Raw genomic sequence first — 14,514 nt, forward strand, 5'->3', positions numbered from 1 at the left:
GGCGGATAAAAATCTCTATCCTTGGAAAAACGTTTTCCTAAACCGGCTGGTTTCTCGCGTTGCGCGCCATTGCGGCTGCGCAGAAAGTCAGGCCACGGCGCTCGTCGCCATCAGTGAACAGAATGCGCGGCGCGACGAGCGACGCCGCGCAACGGAGACATTCATGCAATCTGCCGTCGCTGGCGTCGTGGGCGCCGCTAGCCGCTACCGCTGGACGGTCTGCGCGCTGCTCTTTTTCGCGACCGTCATCAACTACATGGACCGGCAGATTCTCGGTCTGCTCGCGCCGGTGCTGCAGCACGACATCGGCTGGACTCAGGTGCAGTACGGCCGCATCGTGATCGCCTTCTCGGCGTTTTACGCGATCGGGCTGCTGTGCTTCGGCCGTATCGTCGACTGGCTCGGCACGCGCCTCTCCTACGGGCTCGCGATGCTGGTGTGGAGCATCGCCGCCATGCTGCACGCGGCGGTCGGCTCGGTGGCCGGCTTCGCGGTCGTGCGCGCGCTGCTCGGCGTGGGCGAGGGCGGCAACTTCCCGGCCGCGATCAAGACGACGGCGGAATGGTTTCCGCGCCGCGAGCGCGCACTCGCGACCGGCATCTTCAATTCGGGCGCGAACATCGGCGCCGTGTTCGCGCCGGCCATCATCCCGCCGCTCGCGGTGGCGTTCGGCTGGCGCGCGGCGTTCGTGATCGTGGGCGCGATCGGCATTGTCTGGCTGGCCGTGTGGTTCGCGATGTACCGGTCGCCCGATGCGCGCTCGCGGGACGATGACCTCGACGACGCCGCGGACGAAGTCGAAGCACTCGACGCCGCCAATGTGAATGCCCGCGCGCCCGGCTGGGGCGTGCTGCTCAAGAAGCGCCAGACGTGGGCGTTCCTGATCGGCAAGTTTCTGACCGACCCGGTCTGGTGGTTCTATCTGTTCTGGCTGCCGAAGTGGCTCAACGAGTCCCGCGGCATGGACATGCAGCACATCGGCCTGCCGCTCGTGTGCATCTATGCGATGACGACCGTCGGCAGCATCGGTGGCGGCTGGCTCTCGTCGGCGCTCCTGCGCGCCGGCTGGAGCGTGAACGCCGCGCGCAAGACCGCGATGCTGATCTGCGCATGCTGCGTGCTGCCGATCGCGTTCGTCTCGCAAGTGGACAACCTGTGGGGCGCGGTCGCGATCGTCGGGCTGGCGGCTGCGGCGCACCAGGGCTGGTCGGCGAACCTCTTCACCACGGCGTCGGATCTCTTCCCGAAGCGTGCGCTCGGCGCGGTCGTGGGTATCGGCGGGATGGCCGGCTCGCTCGGCGGCGTGCTGTTCTCGGAAGTGATCGGCCAGGTGCTGCAGCGCACCGGACACTACTGGGTGCTGTTCGCCATCGGCGCGCTCGCCTATCTGGTTGCGTTCGCCGTCATGCACCTGCTGACGCCGCGCATGAGCCCCGCGAAGCTCGATGCATGAGCAAGCTGGAAAGCAAGCGGGAAGCGGCGCGGCGGCGCGCCTCAGTGGCTCGCGGCGGCGGTCGAGTCGCGGACGATGAGGCGCGGCTCGAACATCGAGTGACCGATCTCCGCGTGGCCTGCGAGTGCGTCGATGAGCTTCTGCATCGCGAGCTCGCCCATCTTCTCGCTCTGGATGTCGACGGTGGTCAGCGCCGGGGCCGCGTACTCGCCGTAGGGCACGTTGTCTACGCCCGTCACCGAGACGTCTTGCGGCACCCTGATGCCGAGCGAGGCCGCTTCCTTCATGAAGCCGAGCGCGATCAGGTCGTTGTAGCAGATCACCGCCTGCGGGCGGCGCGGACCGAGCATCACGCGCGAGCACGCATGCTCGCCGGCATGCGCGGTCGGTGCATGCGCGTCATGCACGTCGAGCGCGAGTCCGACCTCGTCGAGACACTCGCGTGCGCCGCGGATGCGCTCGTCGTTGATGCGCGCCTGCCCGAAGCCGAGGTAGGCGATGTGACGGTGCCCGAGGTTCAGCAGATGCCGCGCGAGCATGTAGGCGGCAAGCCGGTTGTCGATGCCGACGCTCGGAATCGGCAGCCCCTCGCTGCGCCGCAGGAGCACGAGCGGCTTGTCGAGATCGAGCATCCATTGCGACTCCTCGTCGGGCATGCGCGAACTGACGATCAGGCCGTCGACGCGCTGCGCGAGCGCTTCGATCAGCGGCCGCTCGCGCGCCTGGTTCTCGTCGGTATCGACGAGCAGCAGCGTGTAGTCGTGCCGCAGCGCGATGCGGTTGGCGCCCTTCACGACGTTCGTGAAGTGCGGGTTGCTGATGTCCAGGATGGTCAGCCCGATGGTGCGTGTGCGCCCGGTGATCATCGAGCGCGCGAGCGGGTTCGAGCGATAGCCGAGTTCGGCGATGGCCGCCTTCAGCTTTGCCTCGACCGGCGCGGAGAAGCGCTGCGCGCCGTTCATGTACTTGGACACCGTGGCAACCGAGACTCCGGCGGCGGCGGCGACGTCGCGAATCGTCGGGGAAATTTTTTTCATCCGAAGGGTAACGTTTTCTTAACTTGTTAACGGATTCTCGCAGAAAACATGAATCCGCGGTTAGACGCCGCGCGATCATTCTGCTCATTTTCCCTCAGAAAATGGGTGATTGGCGTTGCGCAAGGTCTTTCGCTACAGCGAAAAAACGTTTTCCTGAATTTCGTATCCAAGAGGAGCTTTTATGAATCAGCCATCCACGGCGTCGCGCAAACCGTTCCGCCGCCTGCTGCTGACCGGCGCGGCCGGCAACCTGGGCCGCCAGCTGCGCGGCGCGCTCGCCGACTGGGCCGACATCGTGCGCGTGAGCGACATCGCCGCGCTCGGCGAACCGGCGCCGCACGAGGAAACGAGCGTCGTCGACCTCGCGGACCGTCAGGCCGTGACGCACCTCGTCGAAGGCGTCGATGCGATCGTGCACCTCGGCGGCATTTCGATCGATGCGCCGTTCGACGATCTGCTCGAGGCGAACATCCGCGGCACCTACAACGTGTACGAGGCGGCCCGCAGGCACGGCGTGCGGCGCGTCGTGTTCGCGAGCTCCAATCACGCGATCGGCTTTCATCCGGTCACCGAGGTGCTCGATGCGGACGCGCCGCAGCGCCCGGACAGCCTGTACGGCGTGACGAAGTGCTTCGGCGAGGCGATTTCCCGCTACTACTACGATCGCTTCGGCATCGAGACCGTGTGTTTGCGCATCGGCTCGTCGTTCGAGGAGCCCAAAAATCCGCGCATGCTCGTCACGTTCCTGAGCTACCGCGACTTCATCGAACTGGTGCGCTGCTCGCTTTTCACGAACCGCGTCGGCCACGCGATCGCCTACGGCGCGTCGAACAACCCGGTCAAGTGGTGGGACAACACAAAGGCCGGCTTCCTCGGCTTCAACCCGCGCGACAGCTCCGTGCAGTTCGCGGAACGCTTCCAGGCTAGTGCGCCGAGCGCCACGCGCGACGATCCCGCAGAGCGGTTCCAGGGCGGCGTGTTCGTGCTCGGCGAACCGATGGAGCGCGGCCGATGAACGGCGCGGTGCACGTGGAGCGGCTCGACGCAGCCGGCCGCGCGGCGGTCGGCGAATGCCCGGTGTGGCATGAGGAACAGCAGGCGCTCTACTGGGTCGACATTCCGGCGCGACGCATCGTGAGCCTGCATGTTGCGAGCGCGCGCCGCAGCGAGTGGGCATTGCCGGAGCAGGTCGCCTGCATCGCATTCGACCGGGCCGGCACTGTGCTCGCCGGGCTCGAGAGCGGGCTCTTCGCGGTGACGCTCGACGAGGCGGCGCAGCACCGCGATGGCGGTCCGCATGACAATGCTTCCGCCTCGGGCGGCGCGCTGGCGCGTCGTCTCGCGGCGCCGGCGTTTACCGCCGGCGGCATGCGTTTCAACGACGGCCGCTGCGACCGTCAGGGCCGCTTCTGGGCGGGCACGATGGTGCAGGACATGTCGCTCGCGAGCCCGGCGGGGGCGCTGTATCGCTTCGACGAGAAGGGCGTGCTGTCGGCGCCCGTCGTCGAGGGGCTGATCACGCAGAACGGTCTCGCCTGGTCGCCGGACGGGAGGACGATGTATCTGTCGGACTCGCATCCGCAGCGCCGTCTGATCTGGGCGTTCGACTTCGATACCGGCACGGGCACGCCGCACGGCCGTCGTGTATTCGCCGACCTGCATCACTACACGGGACGGCCCGACGGCGCGGCAGTCGACGCCGACGGCTGCTACTGGACCTGCGCCAACGACGCCGGCCGGCTGTTGCGCTTCACGCCGCAAGGCCGGCTCGATCGCGAAGTCAGCGTTCCGGCGAGCAAGCCTTCGATGTGCGCATTCGGCGGCGATGGTCTCGACACGCTGTTCGTCACCTCGATTCGTCCGTCCGCGAATGCAGGTGACGACGATGGATACGTATTCGCACTGAGGCCAGGGGTGAAGGGATTGGCCGAGCCGCGCTATGCGGGCGTGTTACCCGTCGCATAGTGGCGGGCGCGCCCCGTCAGTCCAGGCGATGCGCCAGTGCGCGCTGGCAATCATCGTAGATGCGTCTGACTAGCGCCGAGTCGTAGTTGAGATCGTCGCCGTTCACGATCTCTTCGACAGCGTCGCGCACCCACTCGCAGTCGACCACCTCGCGGTGGAGTTGCGCGAGTTGCACCGCAGTGGCCGCGAGTTTCGCCGTTGTCAGCCAGTCGGCGTAACGCCGGTGGCGGTCGAGCCATTTGCGCGCGGCCCGGACGTGAAACGCGGGGCCGGGCCACGTGCCGTCCAGGTAGTACGCACCCAGGCAGCCGCATGTCAGCCAGCACAGCAACTGGGCGCAATCCTGCCGATCCATCGACTGGTTAGCCTCGTCCATGACTGTCCTCGCCGCAGCCGGTGCACGTGACAATAAGATCAAGATAGCACGGCACCGCGCGTTTTCAAGGCGCGGCTGGGTGGCGGCCGTCGTCCGTAGTCGGTTGCCGTCGTCACCCGGAACACGTGACGGCCGTTCACATCGCACCGGAGCGCGCGTTCAGCGTCATGTCGATAAACATATTAGATACCTTCGCTAGCACTTTGTGGACGTCGCTTCGTGTGCCCGGCCATAGAATGCACTCATCGGGATTCCACTCGAAAGGAAGGTATCTATGGCATCGGATCGTTCAATGCTGGTGGTCAGCGCGCACAGCGCCGACTTCGTCTGGCGCGCGGGTGGCGCGATCGCGCTTCATAAGAAGAATGGCTACCGGGTGAAGGTGGTCTGTCTCTCGTTCGGCGAGCGCGGCGAGTCGGCCAGGCTCTGGCGCAAGGGCGAGATGACGCTCGGGAAGGTGAAGGAAGCGCGCCGGGAGGAAGCGCTGCGCGCCGCAGACGTGCTCGGCGCGGAAGTGGATTTCTTCGATCTCGGCGACTACCCGTTGCGCGTCTCCGACGAGGCGCTCCTTCGGCTCGTGGACGTGTACCGCGACGTTCAGCCGGCGTTCGTGCTGAGCCACTCGCTCAAGGACCCGTACAACTTCGATCACCCGCTTGCCATGCACGTCGCGCAGGAGGCGCGGATCATCGCGCAGGCCGAGGGTCACAACCCCGGGCAGACGGTTGTCGGCGCGCCACCCGTCTATGCGTTCGAACCGCACCAGACGGAGCAGTGCGAATGGACGCCCAACACGTTCCTCGACATTACGGACGTGTGGGACGTCAAGCGCCGCGCGATCGAATGCATGGCCGGTCAGGAGCACCTGTGGGAATACTACACGCGCGTTGCATTGCAGCGGGGCGTGCAGGCGAAACGCAACATCGGCATCACGGCCGCGCGCGACATCAGGTACGCGGAAGGCTATCAGCGGATCACGCCCGCTGTCGTCGGAGATCTGGCATGAAGCGCGGCGTGGTGGTGACCCATATCGCGCGGGCGGATGCGGCGAACGTGGCCGTGCTGCGGGAGGCAGGCGTCGCGACCGTCCACGAGGCGCAGAGCCGGCTTGGTCTTCTCGCGTGCTACATGCGGCCGATCTATCCGGGCGCGGCCATTGCCGGACCGGCCGTGACCGTGCTCGTGCCGCCTTCGGACAACTGGATGCTGCATGTGGCGGTCGAACAGTGCCGGGCAGGCGACGTGCTGGTGGTGGCGCCCACGTCTGCCTGCGAGGACGGGTATTTCGGGGAACTGCTTGCCACGTCGCTCGCGAAGCGCGGCGTACAGGGCCTGATCATCGATGCGGGCTGCCGGGATGTGCGCGCGCTCAAGGCAATGGATTTTCCCGTGTGGTCGAAGGCCGTCTCCGCGCAGGGCACGGTCAAGGAGACGCTCGGCTCGGTCAATGTGCCGGTCGTATGCGCGCAGCAGATCGTGCATCCGGGAGACGTGATCGTGGCCGATGACGACGGCATCGTCGTGGTGCCGCTCGCCACCGTCGAGGCGGTAGCGAAGGCCGCGCAGGCGCGCCTGGAGAAGGAAGAGAAGACGCGTGCGGTGCTCGCAAGCGGCACGCTCGGCCTCGACTACTACGCGATGCGTGACAGGCTCGCGGAAAGAGGCTTGCGCTACGTCGATTCGGCCTCTGAACTTTGAAGGGGAGATGGCGATGGCTTCAAGTCGCAGGCAAATGCGCATTCCGTGTCTGATGATGCGCGGCGGCACGTCGAAAGGCGCGTACTTTCTTGCTTCGGATCTGCCGCTCGAACCCGCGGCCCGAGACCGGGTACTGCTCGCGGTGATGGGGTCGCCGGACCCCCGCCAGATCGACGGCATCGGCGGCGCCGATCCGCTGACGAGCAAGGTCGCGATCATCTCGCGCTCCATGCGTGAAGACGCCGACATCGACTATCTGTTCGCGCAGGTCGTCGTGAACGAGGCGCGGGTCGATTACGGGCAGAACTGCGGCAACATTCTGGCGGGCGTGGGACCGTTTGCGATCGAGCGGGGCCTCGTCGTCCCGCGTGAAGGCAGCACGGAAGTCGCCATCCACATGGTGAATACCGGGCAGATCGCGGTGGCGACGGTGGCGACCCCCGGGGGCTACGTCACCTATGAGGGCGATGCGGGAATCGACGGCGTGCCGGGTGTCGCGGCCGCGATAACGCTCGAATTCAGGGATACGGCCGGTGCCACGTGCGGCGCGCTCTTTCCGACGGGCTGTGCGCGAGACACCATCGACGGGATCGACGTGACGTGCATCGACAACGGCATGCCGCTCGTGCTCATGCGCGCACGCGATCTGAACCGCACAGGCTACGAAACGCGCGAAGCGCTCGACGCCGACACGGCGCTCAAGGCGCGCATCGAATCGATCCGGCTCGCGGCGGGACCGCTGATGAACCTGGGCGATGTCAGCGGACGGACGGTGCCCAAAATGTGCCTGGTCGCCGAGCCGCGCGAGGGCGGCTCGATCGCGACGCGCAGCTTCATTCCACACCGCTGTCATGCATCGATCGGCGTGCTCGGCGCCGTGAGCGTGGCGACTGCGGCCGTGTTGCCGGGCACTGTCTGCGAGGGCATTGCGCAGGTTCGCGAGGAGAGCGGCCGCAAGCGGCTTTCGGTCGAGCACCCGACAGGCGAATTCACGGTCGAACTCACGCTGGGCGGCCCAAGCGCCGCACCGGAAGTGACGAGCGCGGCACTGCTGCGTACCGCGCGCTGGCTGTTCGACGGAGCCGTCGGCATTCCTGCTGCCGTGTGGCAGGAGGCGACGTGAGCGGCGAACTTGAAAGGATCACGCGAGTCGCCTTTGTCGGCTTCGGCGAGGCGGGCGGCATTCTCGGCGCGGCGCTTGCCGCGAAGGGCGTGCGGGTTTCAATGTACGACGTGTGCATCGGCGCACTGCGCGAGAAGGCAGCCCGCTCGGGCGTGCAGGCGGCGGACACGCTCGCACAGGCTATCGAGGGGGCGCAGCTCATCGTTTCCGCGGTGACGGCGCAGGCCGATATCGAAGTGGCCGAAGCTGTTGCGCGCGTCATCGCGCCGGGGCAGGTCTATTTCGACATCAACTCGGTCTCGCCCCGGACCAAGCGGCATGCGCAGTCGGTCATCGAGGCGGCGCGCGCGCACTACGTGGAGGCCGCCGTGATGGCGCCCGTGCCGCCGTACGGCATCGCCGTGCCGATGCTGCTCGGTGGCATGCAGGCGCAACGCACAGGTGCCGCGTTGAACGAACTCGGCTTCGCCTCGCGCACGGTCTCGACGAAGATCGGCGTGGCTTCGGCGGCGAAGATGTCGCGCAGCGTGATGATCAAGGGCATCGAGGCGCTGACGGTGGAATGCCTGCGCGCCGCGCGTCATTACGACGCCGAGTTCATCGTGCTCGAGTCGCTGCGCGAGACGTTCGTCAAGATGCAGCACGACGCCGACCTGCCCGGTTATCTCGTGAGCCGGGTGGCGGAGCACGGGCGCCGGCGTGCCGCCGAGATGCGCGAAGTCGCGCAAACCCTGCGCGACGCGGACATCGAGCCGTTCATGAGCGAGGCGTGCGCGCGGCTGCAGGACGGTGTCGCCGATGCGATGGAGCAGCGAGCGCTCGACTACGCTTCCTTTTCCGCGCCCTTCGACTGGCGCAATTTATTCGATCGCCTCGGCCGCGAGGGCTCGTGACGCCGTCTAGCGCCGCACGACCCGCGTCGTGCGTGCGACCTTGTCCACGGCAAGGCGTATCGCGTCGATGAGCGCACGCGCGGCGGGCGACGGCGTGCCGCCCGCGCGCACGATGAGCCCGATGTCCCTGCGCGTGTTCTGCATGGCGATGTCGAGCGCGACGAGCTGGGCCGACTCGCGCTCGTAATACAGCTGCTGAGCGGACACTGCCGCGAGCATGTCGGATTGCAGCAGCACGCCGCGAATGATCGCGAGGTCGGCGGTTTCGACGCTCGGCATCGGGGCCTTCAGCCGCGCTCGCTTGAAGAGCGCTTCGAACAGGCCGCGCGCGGGCGAGTGGCTGCGCGGCAGAATCCATTGGGCCGACGCGATGTCCCTGAGCGCGAGTGCGCGCACGCTCGCGAGCGGGTGATCGCGGCGAGCGAGCACGACGAGGTCATCCGACATGAGCCGCTCGTTTACGAGGCCGCTTGCCGCATCGTTCGCGCGCAGCGCGCCGAGGACGAAATCGATGTCGCCTGCACGCAATCCGGCGACCAGCGTTTCATAGGCGCTTTCGTCCGTCACGATCCGCACGCCCGGATATTGCGCCGCGACGCGCGCGACGGCCTCCGGCAACAGCAATGTCCGCCCGAGCGGAAGGGCACCCACCGTCACATGACCCTGAATGCTGCCGCGCAGTGCGGCGATGTCGTCGGGAATATGACGCAACTCGTTCAGTGCGCGTCGCACGTGCAGCAGGAACGTCTCGCCTTCGCTCGTGAGCAGCAGGCCGCGCGGGCTCCGGTAGAAAAGCTGCATGCCCGCGCCGCTTTCCATGATGCGGATCGCGCTGCTCACCGCAGGCTGGCTGATCCCGAGCGTTTGCGCGGCACTGGGCATGTGCCGGTGCCGCGCAAGCGCAGAAAACAGCTGCAGCCGCCGTGTGTTCAGCAGATAGGCGGGCAGCGTGCCTTCGGCGACGGAGCGCCTGCGCGACTGGCGCGCTGCGCACCATTGCGCCAGTTCTTCCAGCTCGGCGAAGATGCGCTCGCAGCGCTCGATCACGACGCGCCCCGCAGGCGTCGGAAGCATGCCCGAGGAGCGGCGTTCGAACAGGGTTTCGCCGACGGCTGTCTCAAGCTCCTGGAGGGAGCGCGTGACCGCCGACTGCGCGCGATACAGCGCTGAAGCCGCGCGCGTCGCGCTGCCGGTCTGCGCCACCAGCCTGAATGCGCGCAGGTAGGCGAGGTTGAGCAGTTCGGGATTACCCATTCAAAGTCTCCATGGCGTCACGCCGCGCCCGCGATCAGATGCAGCGCGTATTGGTGGCTATGGGCGAAGACCTGCAGCACGAACGGGCGCTGTATTCGAGGCTTCGCCGAAGGCGGGAGCGACCGTTGGCCGGGTGGTTTCATTCATCGCGAGTCGTCTGGATCTGCGTCCGAGTATAGCGGCCCGAGGCGGCTCGGGAAAGCTCGAAGGCCCTTCATGCGATGTCGTTCTTCGGCCATCGAATCCATTTATCGGCATGTGTGAGGGAAGTGCTCATGACGGCGCCCCGCGAGGCATGTGCCGGCTGCCGTCAGCGCCTTGATGCGTCGAGCCGGAAGCGCCCTCAACAACTATTCGTTGCGCAGATTACGACCGATTAGCCTGCCTTATCGGGTTTTGTACGAGCAAACCGTGCTATTGCCAAACTTGCCCATTCCGGTAATTTGCTATTCAGAGACGGCCGGGGCGCCATCTGATTTGCAGGCGCTTCTCGCAACGCACATTGATACGCAAGGGACTGACATGGCAAGAATCATCGGTGGCATCGGCACCTCTCACGTGCCGACAATAGGCGCGGCCTACGACAACGAGAAGCAGAACGACCCTGCATGGGCGCCTCTCTTCAAAGGATACGAACCGGTCGCCGAATGGCTGGCCGAGAAGCAGCCGGACGTGATGGTGATGTTCTACAACGACCATGCGAACAGCTTCTTCTTCGATTGCTATCCCACGTTCGCGCTCGGTGTGTCGCCGAATCACGAATTCGCGGACGAGGGCGCGGGCAAGCGTCCGCTGCCCGGCATCGCCGGTCATCCGGAACTCGCGATTCACATCGGCGAGCAGATGATCTCCGACGAGTTCGACCTGACGATCTTTCAGGAGCGCCCGCTCGACCACGGCTGCAATTCGCCGCTTTCCCTGATGCTGCCTCATGCGGGCGGCTGGCCGCTCGCGCTCGTTCCGATGGAAGTGAACGTGCTGCAATACCCGCTGCCGACGGCAAACCGCTGCTATCGGCTTGGTCAGTCGCTGCGCCGTGCGGTGGAGTCGTATCCCGAGGATCTGAAGGTGGTGGTGGTCGGCACGGGCGGGCTGTCTCACCAGGTACACGGAGAGCGCAGCGGCTTCAACAATACCGATTGGGACACCGAGTTCCTGGATCTCATCGTGCGCGACCCGCAGCGGCTCGCCGCAATGAAGCATGTGGACTACGTGCGGCTCGGCGGCGCCGAGAATGTCGAGACGATCATGTGGCTCGCGATGCGCGGCGCACTCGCGCCGAACATCAGGGAACTCCATCGCAACTATTATCTGGCGACGAGCACGGCGATGGCCGTGACGCTTTACGAGGACGAGGTGCCGCAATGAATCCCCAACTGACGGGCATCGAGGAGCTGACGGGGACCTACCCGTTCGACATTCGCCAAAGCATCAAGGCGCTGCGCCTGAACCGCTTCTTCTGGCAGATGCGCGAGCACGAGGCGCGTGAGCGCTGGCTGAATGAGCGCAGCAGCGCCTACGACGCGGCAGGCCTGACCGGCGAGGAGCGCGCGCTGGTGGACAACACCGACTGGCTCGGGCTCGTGCGCTACGGCGTGTCCTTCTTCGTGCTCGAGAAGTTCGCGCGTGTCGTGAAGATCAGCAATCTCGGCATGTACGCATCGATGCGCGGCGAGACCCTCGAAGCGTTTCTCAGGACGCGCAACGTGCCGGGCGCGGCCTAGCGTCCCGCGTGCCCGGCGCGGAAGCTCACATCCGGGCGTGATCGCACACTGGCGCGCAATCAATCAATCGCGCCCTGTCAGTCTGAACGGCTTTATGGAGATTTTTCGATGCTGGACGCAAAGGTCCTCGCAGTGCTCGACATCTATCACGCAAGGATGTCGGAAGAACGCAAAACCCGGCCCGCGAACCCCTCGGCCGCCGCCCTCGACGACCGGCTGCTCGCGGTCGGACCGGATACCGGTCAACTGCTCAACATCCTGGCGAAAAGCCAGAAGGCGCCGGCCATCCTGGAGCTAGGCACCTCCTACGGCTATTCCGCGATATGGCTGGCAGACGCGGCCCGCGCGGCCGGCGGCCGCCTCGTCACGATGGAGCTGCACGACTACAAGTCCGACTATGCGCGGCAAATGTCGGTATAGGCGGGCCTTGCCGGCCATGTCGATTTCGAGGTGGGCGATGCCGTGAGCATGATCGCCGGCCTGCCTCACGGTATCGACTTCGTGCTGGTCGATCTCTGGAAAGACCTGTATGTGCCGTGTCTCGAAGCGCTCTATCCGAAGCTCAACGCGGGCGCGATCATCGTCGCGGACAACATGATTCTTCCCGGCGGCGAAGCGGTTAACCGGTACGCCCGGGCCGTGCGTTCGAAGCCCGGGATGTCGGGCATACGGGTGCCGGTCGGATCGGGCCTCGAGATAAGCCGCTTTGGCGGCGACTGAGCGCGGGCTGGAGCGGCGCATTCCGCCAGCGTCAGCAGCCGCAGCCGCGAACGAGGCCGTAGGCAGCTCCGTCCCGCCGGCTTGCACTCATCCGGCGTAGACGGGGTCACGCATGCGGCTTCCCGGGCAGGCGCTGCCCGAGGTGCTTGCGCGCCGCGGGGCTGAGCACCCCGCCGAAGAACAGATCCAGCGCCTTCTCCAATGCCTCGCGCGGCGCGAGGTGCGTTCTTGCGAGCAGCGCCGGATCGTGGACGCCTCGCGCCACCTGCAGCCAGTATTCCGCAAGGAAGGTCACGTCGATATCCGCGCGGATCATCCCCTGCTCGATGCCGAGCTGCATCACGCGGCCGAACACGGTCGGAATATTGCGTTCCTTGATGGCCTGGATCTCGTCGAAAAGCTGCGGCGCGAAGCGGTTCAGGTCCCGCAGAAAGTCGGGGGACATGACGCCCACATGATCGGCGACCGTGCGCAGCAGGCGTTCGAGCTTTTCGGGGAACCGCCCGGGGCCGTCCAGTATGGCCGAGACCTGACGGCGGATGGAAACGCCCGTTGCCGCGATGATCGCGGCAACCATCGCGTCCTTCGACGGGAAGTGCACGTAGAGCGTCTTTTTGCTCATGCCGAGCGCGAGCGCCAGCCGGTCCATCGTCAGGCCACTATAGTGATCCCGAAACAGTATTTCGCGTGCGGCGGCGAGGATGGTACCGGCCGGCCCTTCGTCGAAGTCGACAGGAGGGAAAGATAACGGCGATGTTGCGATTTTGGTTTCCTCGCATGGGCAAGAGTTCGGGGGCGCATCCTGCATTCACGGTCGGCCCGCCAGCGACGCCGCATCCAGGCCGCCGCCCAGCGCCTGAAAGAGCGCGGCTGTATCGGTGAGCCGGTCGGCATGTGCGCGGGTTCGATCGAGTGCCGTCTGGAGGACCTGCCGCTGCGCGTCGAGCAAGCCGAACTGGCTGACGCCGCCCGCCGCATACTGCGCCCGAGCGATCTCGAAGCTGGCTTGCGCCTGTTGCGCCGCGTCGTCGCGTGCGTGGAGTTCGCGGGCGTCGTTCTGAAGCGCGGTCAGCGTGTCCGCCACCTGTTGAAGCGACTGAAGCACGGTTTGCTGATAGCCCGCCAGGGAGGCATCGTAAGCCGCCTCCGCGGAGCGCTTCCTCGCGCGCAGTTCTCCACCGTGGAAAAGCGGCTGCGTGAGATTCAGCCCGATGTTCCAGATGTTCAGTCCGTTCACCACGTCCTGGATGCTCGTGCGCTGGGAGCCGATTCCCGCGGATAGCGAAAACTGCGGATACAGGTTGGCCGTCGCGACGCCGACATTCGCGCTCGCCTGATGCAGCAATGCCTCGGATGCGCGTATGTCCGGGCGTTCGCGCGCGAGCGTCGATGGCAAGGTGAGCGGAATGTGTTCGGGCAGATGAAGCGATGCGAGCGTGAGTTCATCGAAGTTCGCCTGCGACGGCGCGCGCCCGAGGAGAATGGCCAGCTGATGATCGGCCTGAGCGAGCTGGGTTGCAAGCGGCGGCAGCGAGGCGCGTGTTTGCGCGAACAGGGTCCGCTGGCTGCGTACGTCGAGTTCCGATACGCCGCCCGCCGCATGACGCGCTTCCATGATGGACAACTGTTGCGCCTGGGCGTCGGCGAGACGCCGCGTCAGCGCAATCTGCTCCTGAAGCGATGCGCGCCGCACGGCGCCCGACACGACGTTTCCTGCGATCGACAGGCGGGCCGCGTCGAACTGGAACCCTTCATAGTCGACTTGCGCCATCGCTGCTTCGAGCGCGCGCCGGTTACCGCCGAAGATGTCGAACGTATAGGACACGCTGACCGAAGCGTTGAAGAGCGAGAACGGTCCGGGGTTCGGCACGTCGGGCACGCCGAACGCTGCGGGGTCCACTCGCTGCCGCGAGCCCGATATCGCTGCGTCGACACTCGGGAACCGTGTGGCGCCGGCCTGCGCGTTGTAGGTCTCGCGCGCTTCGATCAGTTTCGCGCGGGCTTGCGCAAGCGTCGGGCTTTGCCGCAGGGCTTCGTCCACGAGACGGTCGAGCGCGTCGGAGCGAAACTGCGTCCACCACATCGGCGTGGCGTGCCCGGCGGCGGTGAATGTCTGCGCCGAACCGCCCGCGCCATCGGCCGCCGCGGTGGCGTGGGGCGCGGCGTCGCGGGTGTAGGTCGGGGTTTCGGGCGCGGCTGGTGTGTGGAAGTCGGGGCCGACCGCGCACCCGGACAGGGCGACGATCGACAGAAGCGCGAGGTGTTTCATGG

16 protein-coding genes are annotated in these 14,514 nt (G+C 66.3%); 11 read left to right on the forward strand and 5 right to left on the reverse strand.

What is annotated here, in order from left to right; genetic code table 11:
- Nucleotides 1-163: 163 nt before the first annotated feature.
- Nucleotides 164-1,453: an MFS transporter gene (locus tag BG61_RS17955; RefSeq protein ID WP_035934774.1), complete on the forward strand. Its 1,290-nt coding sequence runs from the start codon at nucleotides 164-166 to the stop codon at nucleotides 1,451-1,453.
- Nucleotides 1,454-1,494: 41 nt separating this feature from the next.
- On the opposite strand, the gene BG61_RS17960 is transcribed toward BG61_RS17955, so the two are convergent.
- Nucleotides 1,495-2,490, reverse strand: a complete 996-nt coding sequence (locus tag BG61_RS17960; RefSeq protein ID WP_035934772.1) for a LacI family DNA-binding transcriptional regulator — start codon at nucleotides 2,488-2,490, stop codon at nucleotides 1,495-1,497.
- Between the two features lie 181 nt (nucleotides 2,491-2,671).
- Here BG61_RS17960 and BG61_RS17965 point away from each other — a divergent pair, with 181 nt between their 5' ends.
- Together BG61_RS17965 and BG61_RS17970 are read left to right on the forward strand one after the other, a co-directional pair.
- Nucleotides 2,672-3,505 (forward strand): NAD-dependent epimerase/dehydratase family protein, encoded by an 834-nt coding sequence (locus BG61_RS17965; RefSeq protein ID WP_035934770.1) that lies wholly within the window; start codon nucleotides 2,672-2,674, stop codon nucleotides 3,503-3,505.
- Entirely contained in the window at nucleotides 3,502-4,455 is a 954-nt protein-coding gene (locus tag BG61_RS17970; RefSeq protein ID WP_035934768.1) for an SMP-30/gluconolactonase/LRE family protein, read from the forward strand. Before BG61_RS17965 ends, BG61_RS17970 begins: the two co-directional genes overlap by 4 nt.
- 16 nt (nucleotides 4,456-4,471) lie before the next feature.
- Here BG61_RS17970 and BG61_RS17975 read toward each other — a convergent pair whose 3' ends face one another.
- Entirely contained in the window at nucleotides 4,472-4,831 is a 360-nt protein-coding gene (locus tag BG61_RS17975; protein ID WP_035934766.1) for a hypothetical protein, read from the reverse strand.
- A 274-nt stretch (nucleotides 4,832-5,105) separates the two neighbouring features.
- On the opposite strand from BG61_RS17975, the gene BG61_RS17980 reads away from it, so the two are divergent.
- From BG61_RS17980 to BG61_RS17995, 4 genes are read left to right on the forward strand one after another with little or no spacing between them, the layout of a single operon-like run.
- Nucleotides 5,106-5,837 carry a PIG-L deacetylase family protein gene (locus BG61_RS17980; protein WP_035934764.1) on the forward strand — a complete coding sequence of 244 codons (732 nt, stop codon included), beginning with the start codon at nucleotides 5,106-5,108 and terminating at the stop codon, nucleotides 5,835-5,837.
- A complete protein-coding gene (locus BG61_RS17985) occupies nucleotides 5,834-6,529 on the forward strand; it encodes a 4-carboxy-4-hydroxy-2-oxoadipate aldolase/oxaloacetate decarboxylase (protein WP_035934763.1) in 696 nt (231 codons plus the stop codon). Before BG61_RS17980 ends, BG61_RS17985 begins: the two co-directional genes overlap by 4 nt.
- A gap of 13 nt (nucleotides 6,530-6,542) precedes the next feature.
- Nucleotides 6,543-7,652 carry a 4-oxalomesaconate tautomerase gene (locus BG61_RS17990; protein WP_035934837.1) on the forward strand — a complete coding sequence of 370 codons (1,110 nt, stop codon included), beginning with the start codon at nucleotides 6,543-6,545 and terminating at the stop codon, nucleotides 7,650-7,652.
- On the forward strand, nucleotides 7,649-8,545 hold the full coding sequence (locus BG61_RS17995; protein ID WP_206540602.1) for an NAD(P)-dependent oxidoreductase: 897 nt from the start codon (nucleotides 7,649-7,651) through the stop codon (nucleotides 8,543-8,545). Before BG61_RS17990 ends, BG61_RS17995 begins: the two co-directional genes overlap by 4 nt.
- 6 nt (nucleotides 8,546-8,551) lie before the next feature.
- Here the strand turns inward: BG61_RS17995 and BG61_RS18000 are convergent, their stop codons facing one another.
- Nucleotides 8,552-9,799 (reverse strand): LysR family transcriptional regulator, encoded by a 1,248-nt coding sequence (locus tag BG61_RS18000; protein WP_035934761.1) that lies wholly within the window; start codon nucleotides 9,797-9,799, stop codon nucleotides 8,552-8,554.
- A 522-nt stretch (nucleotides 9,800-10,321) separates the two neighbouring features.
- On the opposite strand from BG61_RS18000, the gene BG61_RS18005 reads away from it, so the two are divergent.
- The 4 genes from BG61_RS18005 (at nucleotide 10,322) to BG61_RS44025 (ending at nucleotide 12,243) form a co-directional block, all read left to right on the forward strand.
- Nucleotides 10,322-11,167: a gallate dioxygenase gene (locus tag BG61_RS18005; RefSeq protein WP_035934759.1), complete on the forward strand. Its 846-nt coding sequence runs from the start codon at nucleotides 10,322-10,324 to the stop codon at nucleotides 11,165-11,167.
- Complete coding sequence (locus BG61_RS18010; RefSeq protein ID WP_035934757.1) at nucleotides 11,164-11,523, forward strand: protocatechuate 3,4-dioxygenase; 360 nt, start codon at nucleotides 11,164-11,166, stop codon at nucleotides 11,521-11,523. The genes BG61_RS18005 and BG61_RS18010 overlap by 4 nt, the downstream gene beginning before the upstream one ends.
- Before the next feature lie 108 nt (nucleotides 11,524-11,631).
- Nucleotides 11,632-11,943 (forward strand): O-methyltransferase, encoded by a 312-nt coding sequence (locus BG61_RS44020; protein WP_232256309.1) that lies wholly within the window; start codon nucleotides 11,632-11,634, stop codon nucleotides 11,941-11,943.
- A 42-nt stretch (nucleotides 11,944-11,985) separates the two neighbouring features.
- Entirely contained in the window at nucleotides 11,986-12,243 is a 258-nt protein-coding gene (locus BG61_RS44025) for an O-methyltransferase (protein WP_232256308.1), read from the forward strand.
- Between the two features lie 106 nt (nucleotides 12,244-12,349).
- Here the strand turns inward: BG61_RS44025 and BG61_RS39320 are convergent, their stop codons facing one another.
- Both BG61_RS39320 and BG61_RS18025 read right to left on the reverse strand, forming a co-directional pair.
- A complete protein-coding gene (locus BG61_RS39320) occupies nucleotides 12,350-13,051 on the reverse strand; it encodes a TetR/AcrR family transcriptional regulator (protein WP_075584177.1) in 702 nt (233 codons plus the stop codon).
- Nucleotides 13,052-14,512, reverse strand: coding sequence for an efflux transporter outer membrane subunit (locus BG61_RS18025; protein WP_035934755.1), 1,461 nt, complete (start codon nucleotides 14,510-14,512; stop codon nucleotides 13,052-13,054).
- Nucleotides 14,513-14,514 lie beyond the last annotated feature (2 nt).

The organism is Caballeronia glathei (assembly GCF_000698595.1).
GTDB classification, from domain to species: Bacteria; Pseudomonadota; Gammaproteobacteria; order Burkholderiales; family Burkholderiaceae; genus Caballeronia; species Caballeronia glathei.

Coding starts and splice junctions, on each gene's coding strand:
- BG61_RS17960 (WP_035934772.1), bottom strand. CDS start 2,490: ATGAAAAAAATTTCCCCGACGATTCGCGACGTCGCCGCCGCCGCCGGA.
- BG61_RS18010 (WP_035934757.1), top strand. CDS start 11,164: ATGAATCCCCAACTGACGGGCATCGAGGAGCTGACGGGGACCTACCCG.
- BG61_RS17985 (WP_035934763.1), top strand. CDS start 5,834: ATGAAGCGCGGCGTGGTGGTGACCCATATCGCGCGGGCGGATGCGGCG.
- BG61_RS17990 (WP_035934837.1), top strand. CDS start 6,543: ATGGCTTCAAGTCGCAGGCAAATGCGCATTCCGTGTCTGATGATGCGC.
- BG61_RS17975 (WP_035934766.1), bottom strand. CDS start 4,831: ATGGACGAGGCTAACCAGTCGATGGATCGGCAGGATTGCGCCCAGTTG.
- BG61_RS17955 (WP_035934774.1), top strand. CDS start 164: ATGCAATCTGCCGTCGCTGGCGTCGTGGGCGCCGCTAGCCGCTACCGC.
- BG61_RS17980 (WP_035934764.1), top strand. CDS start 5,106: ATGGCATCGGATCGTTCAATGCTGGTGGTCAGCGCGCACAGCGCCGAC.
- BG61_RS44020 (WP_232256309.1), top strand. CDS start 11,632: ATGCTGGACGCAAAGGTCCTCGCAGTGCTCGACATCTATCACGCAAGG.
- BG61_RS18005 (WP_035934759.1), top strand. CDS start 10,322: ATGGCAAGAATCATCGGTGGCATCGGCACCTCTCACGTGCCGACAATA.
- BG61_RS17965 (WP_035934770.1), top strand. CDS start 2,672: ATGAATCAGCCATCCACGGCGTCGCGCAAACCGTTCCGCCGCCTGCTG.
- BG61_RS17970 (WP_035934768.1), top strand. CDS start 3,502: ATGAACGGCGCGGTGCACGTGGAGCGGCTCGACGCAGCCGGCCGCGCG.
- BG61_RS18000 (WP_035934761.1), bottom strand. CDS start 9,799: ATGGGTAATCCCGAACTGCTCAACCTCGCCTACCTGCGCGCATTCAGG.
- BG61_RS18025 (WP_035934755.1), bottom strand. CDS start 14,512: ATGAAACACCTCGCGCTTCTGTCGATCGTCGCCCTGTCCGGGTGCGCG.
- BG61_RS39320 (WP_075584177.1), bottom strand. CDS start 13,051: ATGCAGGATGCGCCCCCGAACTCTTGCCCATGCGAGGAAACCAAAATC.